Source organism: Bradyrhizobium sp. USDA 372 (assembly GCF_053629095.1).
This window is the reverse complement of record NZ_JBRJHR010000001.1, coordinates 7,641,363-7,665,122: the sequence shown is the minus strand read 5'-3', so window position 1 is coordinate 7,665,122 and position 23,760 is coordinate 7,641,363. Positions and strand designations below refer to the sequence as shown.

Here is a 23,760-nt window from a genome sequence, read left to right as displayed (position 1 = left end):
CAGTTACGAAACTCCGATTACTTCACTTCTGGATTCCGGGTTCGCGCGCGCCCCGGAATGACGGAGGGGGCAAGGCCATGAATCTCTCAAAGTTCTTCATCGACCGTCCGATTTTCGCCGGCGTGCTGTCGGTCCTGATCTTCCTCGCGGGGCTGATCTCGCTGTTCGCGATGCCGATCTCGGAATATCCGGACGTGGTGCCGCCCTCCGTCGTGGTGCGCGCGACCTATCCCGGCGCCAACCCCAAGGTGATCGCGGAGACGGTGGCGACCCCGATCGAGGAGCAGATCAACGGCGTCGAAAACATGCTCTACATGTCGAGCCAGGCGACCACCGACGGCGCGATGACGCTGACGGTGACGTTCCGGCTCGGCACCGATCCCGACAAAGCGACGCAGCTGGTGCAGAACCGGGTGCAGCAGGCCGAGCCGCGCCTGCCCAACGTGGTGCGCCAGCTCGGCATCATCACCAAGAAGTCGTCGCCCGACCTCACCATGGTTGTGCATCTGTTGTCGCCGAACGGCCGCTACGACATGACGTACTTGCGCAATTACGCGGTGCTCAACGTCAAGGACCGGCTGGCGCGGATCGACGGCGTCGGCGACGTCCAGCTCTATGGCGCCGGCGACTATTCGATGCGGGTCTGGGTCGATCCGCAGAAGGCCGCCGAGCATGGGCTCACCGCGAGCGACATCGTGCGGGCGATCCAGGCGCAGAACGTCGAGGCCGCCGCCGGCGTGGTCGGCTCCTCCCCGAACGTCAAGGGCATCGATCTCCAGCTCTCGGTCAATGCGGAAGGCCGGCTCGCTAACGAGGAGCAGTTCGGCGACATCGTGGTCAAGACCGGTACGCGCGGCGAGGTCGTGCGGTTGCGCGACGTCGCGCGCATCGAGCTTGGCGCTTCCGAATACGGACTGCGCTCGCTGCTCGACAACAAGCAGGCGGTGGCGATCCCGATCTTCCAGGCGCCCGGCTCCAACGCGCTGCAGATTTCCGACAACGTCCGCGCCACCATGGCGGAGATCAAGAAGAACATGCCGGAGGGCGTGTCCTACCAGATCGTCTACGATCCCACCCAATTCGTCCGCTCCTCGATCGAGGCCGTGATCCACACGCTCTTGGAGGCGATCGCGCTGGTGGTGCTGGTGGTGATCCTGTTCCTGCAGACCTGGCGGGCCTCGATCATTCCGCTGCTGGCCGTGCCGGTGTCGATCGTGGGCACGTTCGCGGTGATGCACGTGTTCGGCTTCTCCATCAACGCGCTCAGCCTGTTCGGTCTCGTGCTCGCCATCGGTATCGTCGTCGACGACGCCATCGTCGTGGTCGAGAATGTCGAGCGCAACATCGAGGCGGGGCTGTCGCCGCGGGATGCCACCTATCAGGCGATGCGCGAGGTCTCGGGCCCGATCATCGCGATCGCGCTGGTGCTGATCGCGGTGTTCGTGCCGCTCGCCTTCATCTCCGGTCTCACCGGGCAGTTCTACAAGCAGTTCGCGCTGACGATCGCGATCTCGACCGTGATCTCCGCCATCAACTCGCTGACGCTGTCACCGGCCTTGTCGGCGCTGCTGCTCAAGGGCCACAACGAGCCGAAGGACCGGCTGACGCTGATCATGGAAAAGAGCCTCGGCTGGTTCTTCCGCGGCTTCAACAAGGCCTTCACGCGTTCCTCGGACAATTACAGCGGCACCGTCGGCAAGGTGATCTCGGGCAAGGCCGCGGTGATGGGCCTCTATGTGGTGCTGGTCGGGCTGACGGCGTTTCTGTTCCAGCAGGTGCCGAGCGGCTTCGTGCCGGGCCAGGACAAGCAGTACCTCGTCGGCTTCGCCCGCCTGCCCGATGGCGCCACGCTCGACCGCAGCGAGGAGGTGATCCGCAAGATGAGCGACATCGCACTGACCCAGCCCGGTGTCGAGAGCTCGGTGGCCTTCCCGGGCCTGTCGATCTCCGGCTTCACCAACTCCTCCAACGCCGGCATCGTGTTCTCGACGCTGAAGCCGTTCGACGAGCGCAAGGATGCGGCCCTGAGCGGGAATGCGATTGCGGCCGAGCTGAACAAGAAATATGCCGGGATCCAGGAAGCCTTCATCGCCATGTTCCCGCCGCCGCCCGTCAACGGCCTCGGCACCATCGGCGGCTTCAAGCTGCAGATCGAGGACCGCGCCGGTCTTGGCTATGACGCCCTGAACGAGGCGACCAACGCCTTCATGGCTGCGATGCAGAAGGCGCCGGAGATCGCCGGCGTGTTCTCAAGCTTCCAGGTCAACGTGCCCCAGCTGTTCGCCGACATCGACCGCACCAAGGCGCTTCAGCTGGGCGTACCCGTGACGGAGGTGTTCAACACGCTGCAGATCTACCTCGGCTCCTACTACGTCAACGACTTCAACAAGTTCGGCCGCACCTATTCCGTCCGCTTGCAGGCCGACGCGCCGTTCCGCGCCCGCGCCGACGACATCCGGCAATTGAAGGTGCGCTCGTCGTCCGGCGACATGGTGCCATTGTCGGCGCTGCTCAAGATCCGCCAGAGCGCGGGACCGGAGCGCGCGATCCGCTACAACGGCTTCCTGTCGTCCGACATCAACGCGGCGGCCGCGCCCGGCTTCTCGTCGGGACAGGCACAGGAGGCGGCGACGCGGATCGCCGCGGAAGTGCTGCCGCCGGGCTTTGCCTTCGAATGGACCGACCTGACCTATCAGGAGTTCATCGCCGGCAATTCGGGCATCTGGGTGTTTCCGCTGGCGATCCTGCTGGTGTTCCTGGTGCTGGCCGCGCTCTATGAGAGCCTGACCCTGCCGCTGTCGATCATCATGATCGTGCCGATGGGCTTGCTCGCCGCGATGTTCGGCGTCTGGATCTCAAAGGGCGACAACAACGTCTTCACCCAGATCGGCCTCATCGTGCTGGTCGGCCTCTCCGCCAAGAACGCGATCCTGATCGTCGAATTCGCGCGCGAACTCGAATTCGCCGGGCGCGCGCCGATCCGGGCCGCGATCGAAGCCAGTCGCTTGCGGCTGCGCCCGATCCTGATGACCTCGATGGCGTTCATCATGGGCGTGCTGCCGCTGGTGCTCTCGACCGGCGCCGGCTCGGAGATGCGGCGCGCGATGGGCGTTGCCGTGTTCTCCGGGATGATCGGCGTCACCGTGTTCGGCCTGTTCCTGACGCCGGTGTTCTATGTGCTGCTCCGAACCGTCACGGGCATGAAGCCGCTGATCCATCACGGCAGCGACATCGGCGCGGCGCCGGTCCACGGGCCTGCCGAGTGAACAGTGTCCCGCCGCGGCACGCCCCCGGCGGGACCAACAAGGTCGATCGATTATTTCCGGTTCTCCTCGCAGAATTTCAGCGCCGCCAGCGCCTCGCCAATTCGCGGGATCTGCATCTCGATGCTGTCATCGTCGTCGTCCTCGAAATCCAGCGTGAGGCGCTTGGCCTTCGCGAGGCGATCCATGATCGACTGATCGTATGCGAAGATGCCGCGCACCGTGGTCTTGTCCATGACCTCCCACTTGGCCTTCTTCATGATGTCGGCATCGTCAGTGCCGACATCGGCCCGGAGGATCTCGCCGACCTTGTCCCATTCCCAACCGTCGTAGATCATCACGATCACGATCGCCTGCTCGGAATAGGTGATCACGATGACGTAGTCGCGATTCTCGTCATCCTTGTCCTTGTAGCCGCGGCTGGCATTGCAGTGGGTGTCCTGCGTGCGCTTCTCGATGGTCCAGTCGCCGACCTTGGATTGTTGCGCAAGCGCAGCGCTTGGGCCCAACACGGCTGCGCTCAAGGCGCAAGCGAGAATTCCGGCGGCGAGAAGAGATCGTTTCATGTCGGCCTCCAGCGCGTTCCCCGCGCCGAGATGACCACCTCGGCCGGCGGCTCGCAAGAGGGCGAGGCGAATGGCCGGCGGCCGTCCTATCCCGGCCGCGGCACGATCGCGATCGGAGTGAAGGTGTAAACCTCCTCGCCGTTCTGGTTGAACATGGTCCATTTCACCAACGCGATCCCCTGCGGCTTCGATTTCGACGGCGTCAGGCTCATGACCTCGCCGACCAGATGCAGACGGTCGTTGGGCCGCACCGGCATGGTCCAGCGCAGGCCGTCCACACCGGCGCCGATCAGCGGATGCGGGCCGAACGGACGGGTCTGGATCGCAAGGTTCATGGCGATCGCGGCGGTGTGCCATCCCGAGGCTGCAAGCCCCTTGAACAGGGTCTGCTTCGCCGCCTCGTGGTCGAGATGCATTGGCTGCGGATCGAACTCGGCAGCGAAGCGCTTGATGTCGGCCTCGGTGACCACGACTTCCGGGGATTTGAACCGCATTCCGATGGTCAGATCGTCGAACCACTCGACCTGCGCCATGATTTTGCCTCGCAATATGATGCGCCGCTCCCGAAGAGACGGCTCAAAATCGCCTGAGCCATGAGGGATATAGCGGGCCCGCAGCGCACAAACCAGCGCAAGGTTCCTCGCGAAACCCCTTTCCCGATGCGACGAAACACGCCTGAAACAGATGGCCGGTTAAGTAGTTGTCAAAATAAATACAGGGAAGGCCACCATGCAGTTCATCCTCGACCTGATCTACGAATATTCGTGCTGTCAGAACCTCGTTGCCCAGCCGCTACGGGAGGACGAGCGATGATCGAGCTGATCTCGGCCCTGCTCGCACTGTGCAGCATCGGCGTCTTCGCGGCGCATGCGCTCGACGCCTACCGCACCACGCATTCCTGAAAGTTGCCCCCTTCCCGACGCTAGAAAGGCCGTCGGTAGAAGTGCTCGGAATGCGTCGCCGGCGGAAACCGGTTGGCGAGCGCAAGCGCCCCCTTCTCGTCCGTCTCGAGCGCGATCTTCTGCGCCAGCATCACGTCGCCCGGCACCAGGAAGCCTGACGGGACGAAGCACCACCCCATCGTCGCACGCCCGTCACTGTCGACCTCGTGGACGTTCGCGGCTGTGCCGTAGTGAATGCGATAGATCCTGCCGGTGTCGCAACCGACGACGTCGAAATACCGGTATTGCTCGAATTGCGCGCGCTGCGCCGGCGACAGCCATTCGGCCAGAAGCCGGCGGCCGCGGGCATCCGGCGTATTCTCGCCGAAGAAGCGGCGATAGAGTTCACGCAGCGCATGCAGACGCGCACGCGCTGGCGCGCGGAGCCAAACTGCCGCGATCATGAGCAGCTCAGATCAACCGCCGACCAGGCGGGGATAGAACAGCGTTTCCTGCGCGGTCGGATCGAATGATCGGATCCGGGTCACTTCGCCGGGTCCGGTTCGAAGCGCGGCGGTGAAGCCGGCTCCGGTGAGCTCCCGAAAGCGCCGTTCGGCTCGCGCCAGCGCTTCGGCATTGCCAGGATCAAACTCGTGGCGCGTATCGCCAGTCTGGTCCATCACGATCTGGGTAGCCATGTTGAGTCTCCTCATGCCCAGCCCTGAACTTGATCAAAGCAAACCTCGTGCCGTCGGTTCCAGAAGGCAACAACTTTCTCGCACCGTCGCATCACACGTCGCTGAGCCAGAGCTCAGCGCGAGGCCGCAGCACCCCCGCCCTCGTCGATCTGCCGGCCCATCAGCGCGATCGCCTTCTGATAGACGCCCGCAGCATTCCAGGCCTCGATCGCGGCGAAATTGGGCTCGCCCGGCTGGTATCCGGCTCCCGCGCGCCAACCATGGCCTTTGAGGAAATTCGCCGTCGAGTTCAGCGCATTGGCCGCAACTTCGAGATTGCCCGTGCCGTAGGCCAGAATGTTCTTGGGCATGAACTGGGTCTGGCCGACCTCGCCATGCATGGAGCCGCGGGTCGATCCCGACAGCGTACCACGGTCGATCAGCTTCAGGGCGGCATAGAGCTGGTCGGTGAAGAATTCGGGACGGCGGCAATCATATGCGAGGGTCGCGATCGACGACAGCATGTTCTGGTTGCCGCGCTGGCTGCCGAAGCCGGTCTCCATGCCCCAGATCGCGATCAGCGGCCCGGGCGGCACGCCATAGCGCTGCTGGATCGAGGCGAACAAGGCGGCCTGTGACTGCTTGAGCTGCCGGCCCTTGGCGACGATGGTGGTGGCACCCCGCTTGGCCAGGAACTGGTCGAGCGTCAGCGAGAAGCTGCGCTGGCCGCGGTCAGCCGCGATGGTGGCGCTGGCATAGTTCGTCTGCATCAGCGCCGACAGCGCGGTGGGACCGATGCCCTTGCCCTGCGCCTCCGCGCTGAACTCGCGCTTCCAGGCCTCGAAGCCGGCCGGCGAGCTGCCGCATTGCGCGGCCTCGGCCACAGGCAGCGAGAGAAGCAGCGCGGTCGCGCCAATCACCGCGGTTGCGACTGTCCTGCCCTTCATCATTACGTGTCCTCTCCGGATGGCGCGACCGGCTCGCGCGAGATCGCATGATCCTACGTCAGTTGCACTCGCTCAAGTCCCGGATGCTACAATCAATACAAGCAAAGCCCTTGACACCGGCGCCTTACGTCCCCTCCGCGCCCAGCAGAAAATCCACCATGATGCTCTGGTGCTGCTGGTACATATCGGTGCCGGTCCCGGTGACGCAGCCGATCCTGCGGGCCGCTGCGATAAAGGGCGATACTTCGGGCTTGGTGATGACGCAGCCGCAATAGGTCGACGGTACGAGCCGCGCCACATCGACCGGCAGCGGGTCGCCATCCTTCATACCGGCGGGCGTGGCATTGGCGACGAAGTCGAAGCCGGCCGGATCCTCCGAGCCGACCCGGACCGGTGCCTTGCCTAGTCCGTTGAGCTGGCCGACCAGTACGTCGCGCCGCTCAGGCAGACTGTCGTGGATCGCAAGCTCGCGAACGCCGGCCTCGAGCAGTTCGAGTGCGATCGCCGAGCCCGCCCCGCCCGCACCGACAAGCAGCGCCCGCATGCCCTTCGGATCGATGCCATTCGCCCGCGCCGCACCGACGAAGCCGAGGCCGTCCACCATGTCGCCGTGCCAACCCCCGTCGGGACGCCGCCGCATCAGATTCACGGTCCGCAGGAAATGCGCGCGTGCCGTCGCGCTCGCACAGGCCTGGTGGCAGGCAAATTTATGCGGGATGGTCACGACGATGCCGTCGAGGTTCTTCAGCCGCCCGGCCACCGAGAGAAAGTCAGGCAGATCCCCTGACGTCACCTGGACAGGCACGAGCAGACCGTCGTGCCCGCGCGCGGCAAAGGCGGCCGATACGCCCGCCGGCGAGCGCACCTGCGCGATGGGATCGCCGACGATGACGTAGAGTCGCGTGGCACCTGTGGGGGCCGGGATCATGCCGCTCAAGCCTGGGCCGGCGCGGCGGTCCCATAGCTCAATTCCAGACCTTCCAGATTGCCCTCCTTGCGCCATTTCTCGAGCAGCCGCAGGAATGCCACCGGCCCGCGCCAATATTGGCTGTTTCTCGCCGCGATCGGATCGAACACGCCTTCGTTGTTGTAGTAGCCCGGCGTACATTCGGCGAGATAGGTCTGGCGGCCGAGCGCGGCCTTGACGACCTCCTCGACCCAGGCGTTCTCGGCGGCATGCGTCGGCTCCAGGGCGCGTGCCTTGCGCTCGCGCGCCTCCTTGACGACATAGGCGATGTGCTGCGACTGCTCGTCGATGATGTGCGGAAAGTTGGCGCTCTGTCCCGCCTGAACGGTGACGATCAGGAAGCAGTTCGGAAAGCCGCGGCTGTAGAAGCCGTGCAGCGTCTTGACGCCGTCCTGCCAGCGCTCGGACAGGCTCATGCCGTCGCGGCCGTAGACCTCGAAGCCCATGCGGCGCGCGTAATCGGTGCCGACCTCGAAGCCGCTGGCATAGATCAGGCAGTCGAGCTCGTAGGCCTTGCCATTGGCGACGACGGCGTTCTCGGTGATGCGTTCGACGCCCTTCCCCCCGGTATCGACCAGATGCACGTTGGGACGGTTGAACGTATCGAGATATTCGTCGTGGAAGCAGGGGCGCTTGCAGAACGCCTTGTACCAGGGCTTGAGCGCTGCCGCGGTCGCCCCATCCTTGACCACCGTGTCGACGCGCGCGCGGATCTCCTCCATCTTGCGGTAGTCGGCCTGCTCGATCACCTTCAGCGCCTCCTCCAGCGAGGTCACCGGCTGGGGTTGCCGGCGTGGCGCCAGCAGGATCTCGCCGAGCAGGCCAGTCCAGCCGTCCTGCACCAGATCCTGCTCGAACGGCTCGCCTGAAATCACGGCCGTGAAATTGTCCATGCGCTCGCGCTGCCAGCCTGGCTTGAGGCTCTGCGCCCAGTCCGGCTCCGTCGGACGATCGTCGCGAACGCCGATCGCGGACGGCGTGCGCTGGAATACATAGAGCTCCTTGGCCGAACAACCGAGATGCGGCACGCATTGCACGGCGGTGGCGCCGGTGCCGATGATGCCGACGCGCTTGTCGGCAAGGCCGGTCAGGCCACCGTCCGCATTGCCGCCGGTGTAGCCGTAGTCCCAGCGACTGGTATGAAAGCTGTGACCTCTGAACGTTTCGATTCCAGGAATGCCCGGCAGCTTCGGACGGCTGAGCGGTCCGCCGGCGAGGATGACGAAGCGCGCGGCGATCCGGTCGCCGCGATCGGTTTCGACCAGCCAACGCGCTTCCTGCTCCTGCCATGTCATCCGCGAGATCACGGTCTGAAACAGCGCGCGCTCGTCCAGCCCGAAATGACGGCCGATGCGGCGCGAATGCTCGTAGATCTCCGGCGCCCGGGCATATTTGCGCACCGGCATGTAGCCGGTCTCTTCCAGCAGCGGCAGATAGATATAGCTCTCGGTATCGCAGGCGGCGCCGGGATAACGATTCCAGTACCAGGTGCCGCCGAAGTCGGCGGCCTTTTCCACGATACGAAAATCCGCGATGCCGGCCTCGCGCAATCGCGCGCCACACAGCAGGCCGCCGAACCCACCGCCGACGATGAGCACTTCGGTCGCTTCACTGATCGCTGCGCGCGCAAAGCCGGGATCGGCCCAGGGATGGTCGAGATAACGGCCGAACTCGCCTGTCGCCTCGACATATTGCGCCTTGCCCTCGGCGCGCAGACGGCGGTCGCGCTCGTCGCGATAACGGGCACGGAGGGCGGAAATATCAACCGTAGATGCGCCGGCTGCATCGGTCTTGTGTCTTTCCGCTGACATTCGATTCCTCCCGCGCATGCTGCTTCGCCGGCAGCTCACCGCACGTTAGCGCCGAAAAAGCGCGGCATGCAATCACGCTGATTGTTTTTTACGTGAACGCCGCGTGACGTTCCGCTAACCTCAAGCGCAAATCACAAGCCTACGCCATGCAACGACGTGGCAATCCGGAGGGAAACATGCAGGGATTGATGATGGACATGCCGCTGCTGATCAGCGGCCTGATCCAATATGCGGCCGACTATCATGGCGAAGCCGAGATCGTCGCACGCGAAATCGAGGGCGACATTCATCGCTACACCTATGCCGAGGCCCATCCGCGCATCAGGCGCATGGCGCTGGCGCTGAAGCGGCTCGGCATGAGGCAAGGCGACCGCGTCGGAACGCTGGCCTGGAACACGCACCGGCATTTCGAGATGTTCTATGCGGCGCCAGGCATGGGCTACGTGCTGCACACCGTTAATCCCAGGCTGTTTCCCGAGCAGCTCGTCTACATCATCAACCACGCCGAGGACCGCCTGCTCTTCATCGACCGCGCCACGCTGCCGTTCGTGGAGGCGATCGCGCCGCAGCTGAAGACGGTCGAGGCCTATGTCGTGATGTCCTCGCGCGAGCGAATGCCCGAGACGAAGCTTACGAATGTGCATTGCTACGAAGAGCTTCTTGAGAAGGAGACCGATGCCGGCTTCGCCTGGCCGGAGTTCGACGAGAAATCCGCCTCGACGATCTGCTACACTTCGGGCACGACGGGCAATCCAAAGGGCGTGATCTATTCGCACCGCGCCGCGATCCTGCAGACCATGACCTGCTGCAATTTCGACTTCCTGTCGGGACATGTCGAAGGCGTGCGCGAGGTGATGATGCCGATGGCGCCGCTGTTTCACGGCAATGGCTGGAACATGCCGTTCAGCGCGCCCTATACAGGATCGAAGCTCGTGCTGCCCGGTCGCAACTACGAGCCGGACAAGCTCTACGAATTGCTGGAAGGCGAGAAGGTGACGCTGTCGGCGGGCGTGCCGAGCTTCTGGCTGATCCTGCTCGATTGGCTCGGGCGGACCGGCAACAGATTCTCGACCTTACGGGCGACGTTGTCGTCGGGCTCGGCCCCGCCGCGCGCGATGGTCGAGAAGCTCAAGCGCGAGTACAATGTCGATTACATCCAGGCCTGGGGCATGACCGAGGCGCTGGGCTGCTCGATGCCGGGGCTGCGGCCAGGCTCGGAGCATCTCAGCGAGACGGAGAAATTCGACCGCCGTCAGGTCTCCGGCCGCGCCTGCTTCGGCACGCATTTGCGCATCGTCGACGACGCCGGCATCGAGCTGCCGCGCGACGGCAAGACCGTCGGGCATCTGCGCGCCCGCGGCCCCTGGGTCGCCTCCGGCTACATGAAGCTGGACGAGGGCCTCGACCGCGACGGCTGGCTGATCACCGGCGACATGGCCGTGATCGACCCACAAGGCCACGTCACGCTGACCGACCGTTCCAAGGACGTGATCAAGTCCGGCGGCGAGTGGATCTCCTCGATCCAGCTCGAGGACATCGCCCTGTCCCACCCCGATGTGCTGCAAGCGGCCGTCGTCGCGATCAGCCACGAGAAATGGCAGGAGCGCCCCCTGCTTCTCGTCGTCCGCAAGAAGGGAGCGACGGTCGACGGCAAGACGCTGCTCGAGCACATGCGTCCGAAGCTCGCGAGCTGGTGGCTGCCGGACGCCGTCGAATTCCTAGACGAATTCCCGATGACCGGCACCGGCAAGGTGCTGAAATCGGCGCTGCGCGAGCGCTTCAGGGAGTACCGCGTCGCCTAACGCCCGTCAGCGCCCAGCCCGCCTCAGTTCACAACGTAGACATCAGGGTCGGCGCTCGAGCTCGGCTTCTTGAAGGCGTTGCGCAAGGCTGATGACATCGGGACGTTGTAGTTGAGGCCGTTCGGCGGCGTCGGCGATTGCAGCCACTTCTTGTAGAGAACCTCGATATCGGGGCTGGCATAAAGCTCCGCGGTGGCGCGATCGGCAAGTGCCTTGAACGGCGCATCCTCCCGCCGCAGCATGATGCCGTAAGGCTCGGGCTTGGAGAACGCCTCCTCGCTGATCATGTAGGCTTGCGGCTCCTTCGACCGCGCGATCGCGACCGCGAGCTGGACGTCGTCGAGCGCATAGGCCTGGGCGCGGTCGGTCTCCAGCAGCAGGAAGGCCTCGGCCTGGTCCTTGGCAGGCATGATGTTGATGCCGAGATTGCGCTCGGTGTTGACCTTGGCGAGCTGCGTCAGGTTGACAGATCCCGCCACGGCCGTGACCGCCTTGCCCTTGAGATCGTCGATGGTCTTGACGTTCGCCGCCTTCCTGGCCGCGAACCGCGTCGCGCTGAGGAAATGCGTGTTGGTGAAGGCGACCTGCTTCTGGCGGTCGGCATTGTTGGTGGTCGCCGAGCAATGCAGGTCGAGCGTGCCGTTGACCATCAACGGAATCCGGTTCGAGGACGTCACCGCGATAGTTTCGACCGAAATGTCGGGCATGCCGAGTTGCTTCTTCACGGCATCAACGATCCCAAGGCAGATGTCCATGGCAAAGCCGACCGGCTTCTGGTTGCCGTCGAGATAGCTGAACGGGACCGAGGCCTCCTGATAGCCCAGCGTGATCTTCTTGGTCTCCTTCACCTTCTGAAGCGTGCCCGTGAGGTCTTCGGCTGAAGCTGCGCCCGCAAGACATGTCAGGGCCAGGAGAACGGTCGGTAAGCGCATCAGGGGCTCCTCGAAGGGAATTGGCGTCGAGCTATCGAGGAGCTGATAGCCTACAGATCAGTCGAGCGCCAGACGCGGCTGCGTCTACCAGCTATCGCTGTTTGATATACATTCCGTCGCGGCCCATCGGCGCGTCACTCGCAGGTCAGCTGCTGCTCGAACCAGCCGCTCAGCCGATCCGACAGGGACGGCCACATCCGCCGGAAGCTGTCGAGCTTGCCGACATTGGCGCGGTACATCGCCCGCAATTCCTGCTCGACGGCTGGCAGGTCGACGCCGGCGCAGATCCCGTCCCGCACGATCGTCTTGCCGGCGACGACGACCTCCTTCACCAGTGATGCATTTCCACGCGCAAACAGCAGCGCCATGGGATCGACCGGCATAATCTGGTCTCGATCGAGCCGATCGAGATCGATCACGACGTAGTCGGCCGGATTGCCGGCGGCGAGCTCCCCACTTCCAGGCGCGCCGGTTGCGCGGCGGCCGTTGCGGACGGCGAGCGAAAACATCTCGGCCGGTGTCCACGTCGCCTTGAAGCCGACGCCGCCATGAACCATCTGCACCAGCCGCATCTCGCGCAAGATGTCGTCATCCTCGTCCAGCGCCAGGCCGTCGACGCCGACGGTGATGGCGCAGCCGCATCTGTGCGCGGCGGCGATCGGAGCGAGGCCCGAGCGCAGATGCATGTTCGAGCTGAAATTGGTGACGATGCGCGCGCCGGAGGCCGCGATCATCTCGAGCTCTTCGGGACGGGCGTGAATGCAATGCGCCAGCGTCAGCCGCTCCGAGAGAAAGCCGACGTCGCGCAGCCAGCGCACCATGTCCGGAAAGTGCCGGTCGGCCCAGGCGCGCTGGTACATTGTTTCCAGCAGATGCATGTGAATGCGGCGGCCGGTCCGCGCGGAGTTCTCCGCCACCGCCTCCAGCAGCGGCTTCGAGCACCATTGCACGCCGGCGGGCCCAAGCTGCACGTCGACCATCGGCCCGGCGATGGCTGCGGCAATCGCATCGGTCAGCTCGATATAGGCCTTCGGCGACATCGGCGCGCGAACGAAGAGATCCTCGATGGTCTTGCGATCGTTCCCGGGAAGCCCTGAGAGCACCGGCTCGGCATCACCGTAGACAATGGGGTTCTGGTCGCGCACCGCCAATGCAAACGCGATGCGGATGCCGACGTCGGATGCGGCTTTCGCAACGGCCTTGGCTTCGTCCACCAGCGGCATCGTCCCGCTCGGGCGCGTGTAGTGGACCATCATCGCCGCGCAGCCTGCCTTGGCGGAGCGGGCCAGCGCAGAGACGGCGGTCAGATAGGGATCAACGGGCGCGCCCAGCGCGGTGCGCAGAATCCAGCTTTCCAGGGGCATGCCGACCGCGCCAAAGGACGAGGCGGTGGCGCGGGCATGATCATGGGCGTTGACGAAGGCGGGGATGACGAAGGAGCGCGGCCCCGGCCCCGCGCCTTCCGAGATATCGGTGATCACACCGCCATCGTGCCGCAGCACGACGTTGTCGCTGACGCCACGGTCAGGGCCACCGAACAGGCTGGTTGCCGAGATCTCCGTGGCCATCGCTGTCCCTCCAAGTTCAGTTGGCAGTATACACCAGCTCCCGCTCCGCGCGCGGCGGCAGGAACTCGCGCGAGAACACCTCCGCCGGCGTCGGGGCACGGGCGAGCTGATAGCCCTCGACCACGATGCCGATGGCGCGGGTCATGCGGTCGTCCTTGATGTCGCCGATGCCGATCTCCTTCATCTCCGCCGAGACGATCAGCTTCTCAAAGGAATACTGCAGCCGGCGCTTCTCCACCTCGGCGTTGATGAGGTTGTCGTAGTTCAGCGCCGCCTTCATGCCGGCATTCTGGTCCTTGGCAACCGCAATCGCACCCTTGTTGATGGCGCGCACCAGGCCCGCGACGGCCTTCGGGTTCGAGGCGATCAGCTTGCGGGAGACCATCACGCCGTTCGAATAGAGATCGAGACCATACTCGCCGAACGAGAACCATTTGAAGTCCTTGTCCGGATCCTGGCGATTGAGCACCAGGTTGAAATAGCTGGTGATGTTGAAGACCAGGGCCGCATCGATGTCGCCCTTGATCAGCATCGGCTCCTGCAGGTTCGGCGCCATGTTGGAGATCTTGATCTTCTCGCCGTCGAGCCCGTTCTTGCGGGTGAACACCGGCAACAGGCGCGTCGTCGGCGTGCCCTGCGCACCGCCGAGCGTATGGCCTTCAAAATCCTTGATTGTGTTGATGCCGCTGGTCTTCTTGGCGACGATCGCGAATGGCGGCTGATTCCACATCATGTAGACCATGACGGGCGCCTCCTGCGGCTTGGTCGAGGCGTTCTGGATGATGGCGTTGACGTCACCGAATCCGGCGTCGTACGCACCGGACATCACGCGCGTGACGGTGGCGCCGGAGCCCTCGCCCTGGTCGATGACGACGTTGAGGCCTTCCTCTTTGAAGAAGCCGTTGTCCTTGGCATAGAAGAAGGCGGCATCGCTACCCTGGGTTTTCCAGCCCAACGTGAACTTGATCGTGGTGTCCTGCGCCGTGGCGGCGCCGGCTGACAGCGCCAATCCCAGCAGCGCGGCGGTGACTTTCCTCAACATCGAGACCTCCTCAGCTTCGTTGCGTGACGGTTTAGGAAATCAGGTGGCGATCACGTCGTTCTTGCGGGTGGCCCAGCCGGTGACCTGCCCTTCGATCAGCGAGAACACGACGTAGAGTGCGACGCCGAGGCCGGCGAGCACGAACAGGCCGGCGAACACCAGCGGCACGTTGAAATTGGAGGACGCGGTCATCATGACGTTACCGATGCCGCGGTTGGAGGCGACGGTCTCCGACAGCACCGCGCCGACGAAGGCATAGGAGATCGCAACCTTCAGCGATGCAAAGAAGAATGGCATGGTGCGCGGCAAGCCGACGTTCCAGAGGATGTCGAGCTTGCTGGCGCCGAGCGCCTTCAACACGTCCTCGAGCTCGGGCTCGGTGGTGGCAAGGCCCGTCGCGATATTGACGACGATCGGGAAGAAGCAGATCGACAGCGCGGTCAGCACCGCCGGCACCGTGCCGGAGCCGAACCACAGCACGAAGATCGGCACCACCGCGACCTTCGGGATCGAGGAGAAGCCGATCAGCAGCGGATAGCAGGTGTCGTAGGCCGTCTTCGAGACGCCGATGATCGCGCCGAGGGCGACGCCGAGCGCCACGCCAAGCACGAAGCCGAGCATGGTGGTGGCGAGCGTCTGCACGATATGCGGCCACAGCACCGGGAAGCGCTGGACCAGCGTCACGAACACCTGCGAGGGCCGCGGCAGCACCAGGTCGGACATGCCGGTCATCAGGCAGAACAGCTCCCAGGCGACGAAGAACAGCACGATCAGCCCCGCCGACCACGCCTTCTGCCTGACATCGATCCCGAACATCAGCCTGCTCCCTGCTGGGCCGCGCTGCGCGCATCCTCGATGAAGGCGCGCAGCTTCTGGTTCAGCGCGACGAAATCCGGCTCGAACGTCATCGCCACGGTGCGCGGCCGCGCGAACTCCACGCGGCTGTCGTCGAGGATGCGGCCGGGACGCGCGCTCATTACGCAGATGCGGCTGGCAAGGAAGCCGGCCTCGCGCAAATCGTGCGTGACCAGCAGCACCGTCGGCTTGTGCGTCATCCAGAGATTCTGGAGGATCGCCCACAGCTCCTCGCGGGTGAACTGGTCGAGCGCGCCGAAGGGCTCGTCGAGCAGCAGCATGCGCGGCTCGTGGATCAGCGCGCGGCAGAGATTGGCGCGCTGGAGCATGCCGCCGGAGAGCTGCCAGGGATAGCGATTTCCAAAACCCTTGAGGCCGACCTGCTCCAGCAGGGCATTGGCTTTATCGCGAAACTCAGTCTTGCGCAGCTTGCGGAAATTCGAGCGGAACGGCTCGACGATCTTCAGCGGCAGCATGATGTTCCGCTCGATCGTCATCCACGGCAGCATGGTCGGGTTCTGAAAGGCCATGCCGACCCGCATCGCCCGCGCCGCGACCTCGCGGCCGCCGACGATGACGACGCCGCTGGTCGGCTGCACCAGGCCGCTGACCAGACGCAAAATGGTCGATTTGCCGCATCCGGACGGGCCGACCAGTGCGACAAACTCGCCGTCGGCGATCTTGAGCGTGGTCTTCGACAAAGCAGGCACGGCGCGGTCGCCGCGCCCGAAGGTCACCGAGGCCTCGGACAGCTCGATGGCGGTCGTCGCAGAGCCTTCGGGAACGGGCTGGCCGTCGAACTGGGCGTTGGGTTGCATGCGCATCACAGGCAAAGTGCATGCAAACCGGATGCCAGCGGCCGGGGCCTACGAAATCAACGACCTAGCCGAAACCCACGCCAGACCGCCGGATTCCATTTATGCAGTTCGGGAGCCGAACTGCATACAATTGAAGCGCTGAATCGGCGCGAGCCTGTGCTAAAGAGAGATCTCACCTCCTATGGGATTCGCCGATGGCGGCGCGCGCCAGCAGCAAGACTTCTGAATCGTCGGACAAGGTCAGCGTGATCTGCCGCGCGCTCCGGCGCGCGATCATCGAGCAGGCGCTGGAGCCCGGCGCCAAGCTGCCGGAGGATGCGCTCGGCGAACGCTTCGGCGTCAGCCGCACCATTGCCCGCCATGCCCTGGGCCAACTCGCCGCCGAAGGCCTCGTCGAGCTCCGCCGCAACCGGATCGCGGTGGTGGCGACGCCGAGCTGGCAGGAGGCGCGCGATGCCTTCGACATCCGCATCGAGCTCGAACGCCTCGTCGTGCGCCAGCTCGCGGGCAAGCTGACCAAGGCGCAGATCGCCGAGCTGAACGCCCATGTCGATGCCGAGGATCGCGCCCGCGGCGGGACGGATGCGGTGTCGATCCGGCTCGCGACCGAATTCCACATTCTGCTCGCCCACATGACGAACAGCCCGATCCTGGTGCGCTATGTCAGCGAGGTCGCCTATCGCTGCTGCCTGACGCTGTCGCTCTACAGCCGGCCGCATTCCACCGAATGCGCCATCAACGAGCACCGCGCCATCATCGCAGCGCTGGCGAAGGGCGACGCGGCGAAGGTGATGGAATTGATGCATCATCACCTGGATTCCGTGGCCAATCGCGCACTGGTCGCTCCCACTCCGCAGCGCGGCCGCGATCTGCTCGACATCCTCGCACCCTACGCGGACGAGGTGACGAGCAATCGGGTGATCAAGCTGCCGAAGGTGGCTCGAAGAAGTTAGGCCTCGATCCCGCGCTGGACGAGGATGCGCTCGGCGCTGTCATTCCAGACGTCCATCTTCACGATCTGCCCGCCCCTCACGACGAAGCGATCGACATAGCGGTTGCCCTCGAACGGCGTGCCGTCCATCCACTCGCCGTAGAGCGTGCCGACGCTGTAGACGACGGTCTCGTCCGCACCCGGGCAGACGTCGAACCGGTCCATCTTCTTCTTGACCCAGCGATAGCGTTTCGCATTGAAGCCGGTCGGCCCGCGCGGATGGTCGAACGTTCGACCGCCGGTGAACGTGATCACCGTGCCCGGCTTCATATAGGCCGCAGCGGCGTCGGGATCCGGTATCATCGAAGCGGTGAGATAGGCTTCGACAATCTCTGCGTCAGTCATCGGGCTTTCGGCTTTTGCGGGAGTGGACATCGCGGGGTTCTCCGGATGCCGCCATTCTACAATCAGGGCCTCAAAGTGCATGCACATTTTTTGGACAATCTGACCCGAGCCTTGCACACAATCTGGAGCTGCCCGCTCCAACGGCTTGCGCTAGGCTGCCCCGGCTGAATCCAACGCCATGACCACCCAAACCGCCTTCGACCTGATCTTCCGCAACGCGCTGTTGCGCTCTTCCGCCGCACCCGTCGATATCGGCATGAAGGACGGCCGTTTCGCCGCGGTCGCGCCAAAGCTGGCCTGCGAGGCCGCCGAGGTCGATCTCGGCGGCCTCCTCGCCCTGCCCGGCTTCGTCGACACCCACATCCATCTCGACAAGGCCTGCCTGCTCGGCCGCTGCGGCCACGATCACGGCAGCGTCTCGGACGCGATCCGCGCCGTCGCCGGGATGAAGAAGAACTTCACAATCGAGGACGTCTACGCGCGCGGCGCCAGAGTGCTCGAACGCGCCATCGTCAACGGCACGACGCGCATGCGCACGCATGTCGAGATCGACCCGCGCATCGGCCTCCGCGGCTTTGAGGCGGTCAAGGCGCTGAAGCGCGATTACGCCTGGGCGATTGATCTCGAGCTCTGCGTCTTCCCCCAGGAAGGCCTGACCAACGATCCCGGAGCCGAGGAGCTGCTGGCCCAGGCGCTGCGCGACGGCGGCGAGGTCATCGGCGGCTGTCCCTACATGGACACCGACCCGACCGCGCACCTTGCGCGCATCTTCGATCTCGCCGAGGAATTCGACGTCGACGTCGACCTCCATCTCGACTTCGATCTCGATCCCTCCTGGTGGCATCTCGACGAGGTCTGCCGCCAGACCGAGCAGCGCAACTACGGCGGACGCGTCGCGATCGGCCATGCGACAAAACTGTCGGCATTGCCGCCGGACCGGATGAAGGCCGCCGCCGCGCAGCTGGCGAAATCCGGCGTTGCGGTCACGGTGCTGCCCGCGACCGATCTCTATCTGATGGGGCGCGAGGCAACGCACAACGCGCCGCGCGGGCTGACCCTCGCCCACAAGCTTGCCGACCATGGCGTGCTCTGCTCGGTCGCCACCAACAACGTGCTCAACCCCTTCACGCCGTTCGGTGATGCCTCGCTGCTGCGGATGGCGAACTTCTACGCCAATGTCGCGCACGCCTCGGTCAGCGACTTCGACACGTGCCTGGACCTCGTGACCGAGCTGCCGGCCCGGCTGATGAACCTCGCCGACTACGGCATCAAGGTCGGCAATCCCGCCGATCTGATCGTGCTGGATACGAAGGACAGCCGATTCGCCATCGCCGAGCTGCCTGACGTCCTGATGGGCTTCAAAGACGGCCGGCAGACATTTGCGCGGGCGCGGCCGACCCTGTTCAGTCCGAAGAGCTGAGAGCGACCCCGCTCGATCTCCCGGCCCTGCCTTTTCCTTTTTCAGACATAGGTCGCGTGCCCCGGACGCAGCGCAGCACTCCTTCAGTGATGCGCTGCAGAGCCGGGGCCCATGTCTCGAAACGCAATTCACGAAGAGCTGGGTCCCGGCTCGGCGGCGCGTCACTTCGTGCCGCACCTTGTCCGGGACACGTGTGCGCGCGGAACATTCCGAATCGGTGATCACGATGCCGTTGGAGCGTTCCCACAGTTCTATTTTACCGCCGGTTCGAGCCCACCCGAGTTCGGTAGAATCCCGGACCGTAGCCCAACGCATTGCGAGGCAGGCCACGCCCGCCATAACTAGGACGTGCACTGACCATCTGCGTTCAGTGGGGAAGTATGGGTCTGTTCAGCGCATTCAGCAGCATCGATCATTCCGTCCAGGCCCGAACGCCGACCGATACGGCGGTGAAGCGGCTCGACGGCATCGGCCACGTTCTCTCGGGTCTCGATATCTCGGCTATCCAGACCCAGGCCGACGTGAACCGTACGCTCTGGACGCTCGATGCCGCCAGCAAGTGCGTTCGCGCCGTGCTGGCGGAGTTCCGCACTCAGCCGGCCACGGAGCAGCTCGTCCGTAAATCCCGCAATCTGATCGACCTGATCGAACGCGCGCGTGACCAGGTCGGGAGCTTCGAAGCCAGCGACCCGGTCCTGAGCTGACTATTTCGTCCGATTGATCCTGGTAAGTATCCGGTCGGCCTCGGTGCGCCAATCCGCACTGCGGGCGAACTCGCTGCTGCCCCTCAACCCGAACAGCCCCTCATCGGCGAGATCGGCCATCCAGGCCTGCCGCTCGGCCGTGCCTTGCGCCGACCACGGCGTCAGCCCCGCCTCGCGCACGGTCTCGGCAACCTCCCGCACCTCCTCGGCCCGGCGGCGGCCGTGCTCGATCACCCGCTGGAAGCAGTAGGCACCCTGCTTCTCCCAGTCGATGCTGGGAAACGTTTCCGCAAGCGAAGCCAGCACCGCATCCTCGACACCATAGGCGCGCGCGGTCGTAAAACTCTCGATGACCATGGCCTCGAGGCCCTTGATCATGATGCTGCGGCACATTTTGACGGCCGAGGACACGCCGAGCTTGTCACTGGCCACCTTGGCCGCGAAGCCGATCACGTTCAGAAGCGGCTCGAGCTCTCTGGCGCCGGGCCCGCCGAGCAAGAGCGGCACCTTGATGCGATAAGGCGGCACCGAGGTCATCACCGCGCCCTCGACATAACGCCCAGCTGCACCATCGATCAGCGCCGCCGCGCGCCGCTTGGCGCCGGGAGAGGCCGAGTTGAAATCGAGAAACCAGGTGCCCTGGTTGATCGCCGCGGCGCAGGCCTTTGCCACCGGAACGGCCTGGCTCGCCGTGACCGCCGAGATGATGAAATCGGATTTTGCGGTCAGCTCCGCGTGAGAGGTTGCGAGAACGACACCGAATTTCGCCGCATGCTCCTTCAGCGGCACACCCTGCTCGCCTCCGAGCTTGATGTCGTAGGCCGAGACCTTGATCTCCTGCTGGCGCAAATCCTCGGCCAGAATCCGGCCGACCTCGCCATAGCCGATCAGCCCGATCTGCCAGCGCCTGGGATCACCTGCCATCAGTTTAGTCCTCGTGCGGTCTCATCGAAGAGCTCATCGACTGCATAGCGGCGCGGGATCAGCGCCTGCTGGAATGCATAGTCGACGATCAGCTCGAGCGGTTTCCTGTTGGCCTCGATCCCGAACGGAACGAGGTCGGGCGTTGCCGCGGGCCCTGCCTGCGCCTTGCTCCGCTTCAACAGATCATAAACGCCCGCGATCACGTCGGGGCGCGATGTCGCTAGGCTCTCGGTCACGACCACGAGATGGTTGACCGGGACCACGCCGCGCCGCGCATACCATCTGGCGGCCTCTGCGGCCGGGTCGGGAAACAGCGGCTTCAGCTTGGGATCATCGGAGGTCTCGCCGAGGACGGCATCGAGCTCGCCGTCGAGCAGCATCTGCAGGATCTTCTTGTCCTTCGGCGCGCGCTCGGTGGTGTCGACATATTCGGCGACGTGCGGATCCTCGAAGGTGATCCAGCGAATCCTGTCGAGATTGACGCCGTAATCGTTGGCGAGGATGCCCCTGATCCAGGCGCCCGTCGTGGTCGTAAAGGAGCGGATGCCGACCCGCTTGCCTTCGAGATCGGACGGCCCGAGCGTCCCATGCGCCGGATCATAGAGAGCATAAGAATGCTGGAAGCGGCCGAGCATGGTTGCTGGCAACAGCACCAGCGGCTTGCCGTGCGCTTTCGCCATCAGATAGGTGACGATCGCCATCTCGCAGACGTCGAAGGCCTGCTCGCGCACCATCGGCTTGAATGCCGTGTTGGTCGGCGTGTACGCGATGAAGTCGAGGTCGAACAGGTCGGAGCGGAGCTCGCCGCTCTTCACCGCCTTGACGTGAGGGTGGCTGCCGAGCACGGCTTTCAGCTTGAGACGATCCATCCGCCCGCTCCGCTTCTTGTACCTTTAGGCTTCCTCGGGATTGTCGACATAGACGAGGCCCGCTTTCGCCAGGGCCTCGCGCATGTTGTACATGTCGAGGCCGAGCTCGCCCGCGGCGAGGCGCTTGCGCTTGCCGCCCTCATCCGCGTTGCGCTTCTTCGCCTTCTCCGCGACTTCGGCCGCATAGCGCTTCGGCACCACCACAACGCCGTCATCATCGGCCACAACGATGTCGCCGGGATCGACATTGACGCCGGCGCAGACCACGGGGACATTGACCGAGCCGAGCGTCGCCTTGACCGTGCCCTTGGCCGAAACCGCGCGCGACCACACCGGGAATTTCATCTCGTGCAGCGCTTTGACGTCGCGGCAGCCGGCATCGATGATCAGCCCCTGCACGCCGCGCGCCTGAAGCGAGGTCGCGAGCAATTCGCCGAACATGCCGTCGGTATTGTCAGTGGTGCAGCCGACGACGAGGATATCGCCCTTCCGGCACTGCTCGACGGCGACATGGATCATCCAGTTGTCGCCGGGCTGCGCCAGCACCGTGACCGCGGGACCGGCGATCGACGCGCCCGCCCAGACCGGACGCAAGTAAGGCTTCATCAGGCCGATGCGGCCGTAAGCCTCGTGCACGGTGGAGACGCCGTACTCCGCCATTCCGGCGGGATCGGCACGCTTGATGTTACGAACGACGACCGGCTTCACGCGAGCTCCTCCGCCACGGTCGGAAACAGACGCTGATAGGCCTCACCATAGGTCATGGGAACGCCGGTGTTACGGCTGCCCTGGATGCCGCGGTTGAGCGCGACACGCTCGTAATAGCCCCAGAGATGTTTCTGCGCGGCGAGGATCTGGAACGCCTCGTATTTCTCTTTCCAAACCTCGTCGATCTTGAGAATGGTGTCCGGCTTGTAGTTGCACTGCTCGGGCTGGTGCGGCTCGAACAGGAACACCGGGGGGGCCGAATATTTGTATTGCGCGCCGGGCTTGTGGCCCATGGCCTGCGCGACCACGCGGGTCTCCTGCGCAAAATGCGCCGCGTTCGGATGGTCGAAATTGTAGGGGTCTTCCAGCGCATGCGTCAGCACGAAGCTCGGATTGAGCTCGCGGTAGATGTCGACCATGCGGTCGAAATGCGCTTCCGTCAGCTTCAGCGGATAGTCGCCGCAGTCGAAGAACTCGATCTCGGCGCCAAGCAGCCTGGCCGCCCGCTCCGCCTCGTCCTTGCGGCCGGCCTTCACCGATTCCAGCGTCGCGCCCTTCTCTTTCCAAGCGAACTGGCTCTCGCCGCGCTCGCCGAAGGACAGGCACACGATCTTCATCCGATAGCCCTTCTTCGCATGCAGCGCGATGGCGCCGCCGGCGCGCCAGACGAAATCACCGGGATGAGCGGTGACGACGAGGCCTGTTTTCATGGGCTACTCCTTTTCGTTCGTATGCATGCGGCCACAGCGCATGTCCGCGCAGCGTGCCGGTCGCGAAGGCGCGTCACGCCTCGAACTCGAACAGACGCGCGGGATTGTCGACCAGAATCTTGGTCTGGAGCTCCGGCTCCGGCGCGAACAGCGGGATCAAATCGACGAGATGGCCGTCATTTGGCATCACCTTGACGTTGGGGTGCGGCCAGTCCGTGCCCCAGATGACGCGATCCGGCGCGGTCTCGACGATCTTTCGCGCGAACGGCACCGCATCGGTGAACGGCGGACCGGCCGAGGAGACCCGCTCCGAACCGCAGATCTTCACCCAGCACTTCTCGTCGCGCTGCATCAGCTCGATTAGGATCCTGAACGGCAGCTGGTCGAGCCCGTCCGCCGCCTTGACCCGGCCCATATGGTCGATGGTGTAGTTCAGCGGCAGCCTCGTCAGCATGTCGGCATATTCGGGCAGATCGATCGCATCGAAATGCAGATCGATGTGCCAGCCGAACGGCGTGACCATCGCGACGATGCGGTCGAATACGCGCTTGTCGGGGACGCCGCCGAGATGGCGGACGAAATTGAAGCGGCAGCCGCGAAAACCGCCCTCGTGCAGCACGCGCAGGTCGCGCTCGGTGATGGTATCGTCGATGTTGGCGACCGCACGGTAGGCGCCATTGCTCTCAGCGATGGCATCGAGCGCCACCCTGTTGTCGGTGCCGTGCACGCTGGCATTGACGATGACGGCGCGCTCCACGCCGAGCTTGGCGTGCAGCGCGCGAAAATCCTCCAGCGGCGCATCCGGCGGCGTGTAGGAACGCTCCGGCGCGTAAGGATATTTCGCGCCGGGTCCGAAGATGTGGCAATGCGCATCACATGACAGCTTCGGCAGCCTGAACTTCGGCGTGCGCGTGTTCGGATCGGGCGGTGGAATGGTCGGCGTATACATCATCGTCATCA

General features: G+C 64.5%; 23 protein-coding genes. 5 read left to right on the top strand and 18 right to left on the bottom strand.

The window, feature by feature from the left end; translation table 11 throughout:
- Positions 1–77 precede the first annotated feature (77 nt).
- Positions 78–3,266 carry an efflux RND transporter permease subunit gene (locus AB7M16_RS35635; RefSeq protein ID WP_453946828.1) on the top strand — a complete coding sequence of 1,063 codons (3,189 nt, stop codon included), beginning with the start codon at positions 78–80 and terminating at the stop codon, positions 3,264–3,266.
- 50 nt (positions 3,267–3,316) lie between these two features.
- On the opposite strand, the gene AB7M16_RS35630 is transcribed toward AB7M16_RS35635, so the two are convergent.
- The 7 genes from AB7M16_RS35630 to AB7M16_RS35600 form a co-directional block, all read right to left on the bottom strand.
- Positions 3,317–3,829: a hypothetical protein gene (locus AB7M16_RS35630; protein WP_453946827.1), complete on the bottom strand. Its 513-nt coding sequence runs from the start codon at positions 3,827–3,829 to the stop codon at positions 3,317–3,319.
- Positions 3,830–3,915: 86 nt separating this feature from the next.
- Complete coding sequence (locus AB7M16_RS35625; RefSeq protein ID WP_212257407.1) at positions 3,916–4,362, bottom strand: MaoC family dehydratase; 447 nt, start codon at positions 4,360–4,362, stop codon at positions 3,916–3,918.
- A gap of 389 nt (positions 4,363–4,751) precedes the next feature.
- Positions 4,752–5,174, bottom strand: coding sequence for a hypothetical protein (locus AB7M16_RS35620; RefSeq protein WP_172786283.1), 423 nt, complete (start codon positions 5,172–5,174; stop codon positions 4,752–4,754).
- A 12-nt stretch (positions 5,175–5,186) separates the two neighbouring features.
- Positions 5,187–5,408: a hypothetical protein gene (locus AB7M16_RS35615; protein ID WP_007592399.1), complete on the bottom strand. Its 222-nt coding sequence runs from the start codon at positions 5,406–5,408 to the stop codon at positions 5,187–5,189.
- A 113-nt stretch (positions 5,409–5,521) separates the two neighbouring features.
- Entirely contained in the window at positions 5,522–6,337 is an 816-nt protein-coding gene (locus AB7M16_RS35610; RefSeq protein WP_172786282.1) for a lytic murein transglycosylase, read from the bottom strand.
- A gap of 121 nt (positions 6,338–6,458) precedes the next feature.
- Positions 6,459–7,262, bottom strand: coding sequence for a shikimate dehydrogenase family protein (locus tag AB7M16_RS35605; protein WP_453946826.1), 804 nt, complete (start codon positions 7,260–7,262; stop codon positions 6,459–6,461).
- Between the two features lie 5 nt (positions 7,263–7,267).
- Complete coding sequence (locus tag AB7M16_RS35600) at positions 7,268–9,112, bottom strand: flavin-containing monooxygenase (protein WP_453946825.1); 1,845 nt, start codon at positions 9,110–9,112, stop codon at positions 7,268–7,270.
- A gap of 176 nt (positions 9,113–9,288) precedes the next feature.
- Here AB7M16_RS35600 and AB7M16_RS35595 point away from each other — a divergent pair, with 176 nt between their 5' ends.
- Positions 9,289–10,914, top strand: coding sequence for a long-chain fatty acid--CoA ligase (locus tag AB7M16_RS35595; protein WP_453946824.1), 1,626 nt, complete (start codon positions 9,289–9,291; stop codon positions 10,912–10,914).
- 23 nt (positions 10,915–10,937) lie between these two features.
- On the opposite strand, the gene AB7M16_RS35590 is transcribed toward AB7M16_RS35595, so the two are convergent.
- The 5 genes from AB7M16_RS35590 to AB7M16_RS35570 all read right to left on the bottom strand — a co-directional run bounded on the left by AB7M16_RS35590 (position 10,938) and on the right by AB7M16_RS35570 (position 16,135).
- Complete coding sequence (locus tag AB7M16_RS35590) at positions 10,938–11,846, bottom strand: amino acid ABC transporter substrate-binding protein (RefSeq protein WP_453946823.1); 909 nt, start codon at positions 11,844–11,846, stop codon at positions 10,938–10,940.
- 134 nt (positions 11,847–11,980) lie between these two features.
- A complete protein-coding gene (locus AB7M16_RS35585; RefSeq protein ID WP_453946822.1) occupies positions 11,981–13,414 on the bottom strand; it encodes an amidohydrolase family protein in 1,434 nt (477 codons plus the stop codon).
- A 16-nt stretch (positions 13,415–13,430) separates the two neighbouring features.
- Positions 13,431–14,456: an ABC transporter substrate-binding protein gene (locus tag AB7M16_RS35580; RefSeq protein WP_212257400.1), complete on the bottom strand. Its 1,026-nt coding sequence runs from the start codon at positions 14,454–14,456 to the stop codon at positions 13,431–13,433.
- A 39-nt stretch (positions 14,457–14,495) separates the two neighbouring features.
- Positions 14,496–15,272, bottom strand: a complete 777-nt coding sequence (locus tag AB7M16_RS35575; RefSeq protein WP_036001283.1) for an ABC transporter permease — start codon at positions 15,270–15,272, stop codon at positions 14,496–14,498.
- Positions 15,272–16,135: an ABC transporter ATP-binding protein gene (locus tag AB7M16_RS35570; protein ID WP_453946821.1), complete on the bottom strand. Its 864-nt coding sequence runs from the start codon at positions 16,133–16,135 to the stop codon at positions 15,272–15,274. Before AB7M16_RS35570 ends, AB7M16_RS35575 begins: the two co-directional genes overlap by 1 nt.
- A gap of 188 nt (positions 16,136–16,323) precedes the next feature.
- Between AB7M16_RS35570 and AB7M16_RS35565 the strand changes: the two genes are divergently transcribed.
- The gene (locus tag AB7M16_RS35565; RefSeq protein ID WP_172786273.1) at positions 16,324–17,082 is read left to right on the top strand and encodes a GntR family transcriptional regulator; all 759 of its coding nucleotides are present in this window, start codon (positions 16,324–16,326) and stop codon (positions 17,080–17,082) included.
- On the opposite strand, the gene AB7M16_RS35560 is transcribed toward AB7M16_RS35565, so the two are convergent.
- Positions 17,079–17,495 carry a nuclear transport factor 2 family protein gene (locus AB7M16_RS35560; protein ID WP_453946820.1) on the bottom strand — a complete coding sequence of 139 codons (417 nt, stop codon included), beginning with the start codon at positions 17,493–17,495 and terminating at the stop codon, positions 17,079–17,081. The two genes, AB7M16_RS35565 and AB7M16_RS35560, sit on opposite strands and share 4 nt — an antisense overlap.
- A 148-nt stretch (positions 17,496–17,643) precedes the next feature.
- On the opposite strand from AB7M16_RS35560, the gene AB7M16_RS35555 reads away from it, so the two are divergent.
- Positions 17,644–18,885 (top strand): amidohydrolase family protein, encoded by a 1,242-nt coding sequence (locus AB7M16_RS35555; protein ID WP_453946819.1) that lies wholly within the window; start codon positions 17,644–17,646, stop codon positions 18,883–18,885.
- A 380-nt stretch (positions 18,886–19,265) separates the two neighbouring features.
- Positions 19,266–19,589, top strand: a complete 324-nt coding sequence (locus AB7M16_RS35550; protein WP_453946818.1) for a hypothetical protein — start codon at positions 19,266–19,268, stop codon at positions 19,587–19,589.
- Here AB7M16_RS35550 and AB7M16_RS35545 read toward each other — a convergent pair whose 3' ends face one another.
- The 5 genes from AB7M16_RS35545 to AB7M16_RS35525 form a co-directional block, all read right to left on the bottom strand.
- A complete protein-coding gene (locus tag AB7M16_RS35545) occupies positions 19,590–20,513 on the bottom strand; it encodes a DUF1932 domain-containing protein (protein WP_453946817.1) in 924 nt (307 codons plus the stop codon). It abuts the gene before it with no gap.
- Entirely contained in the window at positions 20,513–21,382 is an 870-nt protein-coding gene (locus tag AB7M16_RS35540) for a hypothetical protein (RefSeq protein ID WP_453946816.1), read from the bottom strand. Before AB7M16_RS35540 ends, AB7M16_RS35545 begins: the two co-directional genes overlap by 1 nt.
- A gap of 24 nt (positions 21,383–21,406) precedes the next feature.
- Positions 21,407–22,090 (bottom strand): 4-carboxy-4-hydroxy-2-oxoadipate aldolase/oxaloacetate decarboxylase, encoded by a 684-nt coding sequence (locus tag AB7M16_RS35535; protein ID WP_212257394.1) that lies wholly within the window; start codon positions 22,088–22,090, stop codon positions 21,407–21,409.
- The gene (locus AB7M16_RS35530) at positions 22,087–22,800 is read right to left on the bottom strand and encodes a PIG-L deacetylase family protein (protein WP_025035640.1); all 714 of its coding nucleotides are present in this window, start codon (positions 22,798–22,800) and stop codon (positions 22,087–22,089) included. The genes AB7M16_RS35535 and AB7M16_RS35530 overlap by 4 nt, the downstream gene beginning before the upstream one ends.
- Positions 22,801–22,873: 73 nt before the next feature.
- Positions 22,874–23,758: an amidohydrolase family protein gene (locus AB7M16_RS35525; RefSeq protein ID WP_453946815.1), complete on the bottom strand. Its 885-nt coding sequence runs from the start codon at positions 23,756–23,758 to the stop codon at positions 22,874–22,876.
- Between the last annotated feature and the right edge of the window lie 2 nt (positions 23,759–23,760).

Excerpts from the sequence above, each read along its gene's own strand:
- AB7M16_RS35635 (WP_453946828.1), top strand. The coding sequence starts at position 78 with ATGAATCTCTCAAAGTTCTTCATCGACCGTCCGATTTTCGCCGGCGTG.
- AB7M16_RS35630 (WP_453946827.1), bottom strand. The coding sequence starts at position 3,829 with ATGAAACGATCTCTTCTCGCCGCCGGAATTCTCGCTTGCGCCTTGAGC.
- AB7M16_RS35625 (WP_212257407.1), bottom strand. The coding sequence starts at position 4,362 with ATGGCGCAGGTCGAGTGGTTCGACGATCTGACCATCGGAATGCGGTTC.
- AB7M16_RS35620 (WP_172786283.1), bottom strand. The coding sequence starts at position 5,174 with ATGATCGCGGCAGTTTGGCTCCGCGCGCCAGCGCGTGCGCGTCTGCAT.
- AB7M16_RS35615 (WP_007592399.1), bottom strand. The coding sequence starts at position 5,408 with ATGGCTACCCAGATCGTGATGGACCAGACTGGCGATACGCGCCACGAG.
- AB7M16_RS35610 (WP_172786282.1), bottom strand. The coding sequence starts at position 6,337 with ATGATGAAGGGCAGGACAGTCGCAACCGCGGTGATTGGCGCGACCGCG.
- AB7M16_RS35605 (WP_453946826.1), bottom strand. The coding sequence starts at position 7,262 with ATGATCCCGGCCCCCACAGGTGCCACGCGACTCTACGTCATCGTCGGC.
- AB7M16_RS35600 (WP_453946825.1), bottom strand. The coding sequence starts at position 9,112 with ATGTCAGCGGAAAGACACAAGACCGATGCAGCCGGCGCATCTACGGTT.
- AB7M16_RS35595 (WP_453946824.1), top strand. The coding sequence starts at position 9,289 with ATGCAGGGATTGATGATGGACATGCCGCTGCTGATCAGCGGCCTGATC.
- AB7M16_RS35590 (WP_453946823.1), bottom strand. The coding sequence starts at position 11,846 with ATGCGCTTACCGACCGTTCTCCTGGCCCTGACATGTCTTGCGGGCGCA.
- AB7M16_RS35585 (WP_453946822.1), bottom strand. The coding sequence starts at position 13,414 with ATGGCCACGGAGATCTCGGCAACCAGCCTGTTCGGTGGCCCTGACCGT.
- AB7M16_RS35580 (WP_212257400.1), bottom strand. The coding sequence starts at position 14,456 with ATGTTGAGGAAAGTCACCGCCGCGCTGCTGGGATTGGCGCTGTCAGCC.
- AB7M16_RS35575 (WP_036001283.1), bottom strand. The coding sequence starts at position 15,272 with ATGTTCGGGATCGATGTCAGGCAGAAGGCGTGGTCGGCGGGGCTGATC.
- AB7M16_RS35570 (WP_453946821.1), bottom strand. The coding sequence starts at position 16,135 with ATGCGCATGCAACCCAACGCCCAGTTCGACGGCCAGCCCGTTCCCGAA.
- AB7M16_RS35565 (WP_172786273.1), top strand. The coding sequence starts at position 16,324 with ATGGCGGCGCGCGCCAGCAGCAAGACTTCTGAATCGTCGGACAAGGTC.
- AB7M16_RS35560 (WP_453946820.1), bottom strand. The coding sequence starts at position 17,495 with ATGTCCACTCCCGCAAAAGCCGAAAGCCCGATGACTGACGCAGAGATT.
- AB7M16_RS35555 (WP_453946819.1), top strand. The coding sequence starts at position 17,644 with ATGACCACCCAAACCGCCTTCGACCTGATCTTCCGCAACGCGCTGTTG.
- AB7M16_RS35550 (WP_453946818.1), top strand. The coding sequence starts at position 19,266 with ATGGGTCTGTTCAGCGCATTCAGCAGCATCGATCATTCCGTCCAGGCC.
- AB7M16_RS35545 (WP_453946817.1), bottom strand. The coding sequence starts at position 20,513 with ATGGCAGGTGATCCCAGGCGCTGGCAGATCGGGCTGATCGGCTATGGC.
- AB7M16_RS35540 (WP_453946816.1), bottom strand. The coding sequence starts at position 21,382 with ATGGATCGTCTCAAGCTGAAAGCCGTGCTCGGCAGCCACCCTCACGTC.
- AB7M16_RS35530 (WP_025035640.1), bottom strand. The coding sequence starts at position 22,800 with ATGAAAACAGGCCTCGTCGTCACCGCTCATCCCGGTGATTTCGTCTGG.
- AB7M16_RS35525 (WP_453946815.1), bottom strand. The coding sequence starts at position 23,758 with ATGACGATGATGTATACGCCGACCATTCCACCGCCCGATCCGAACACG.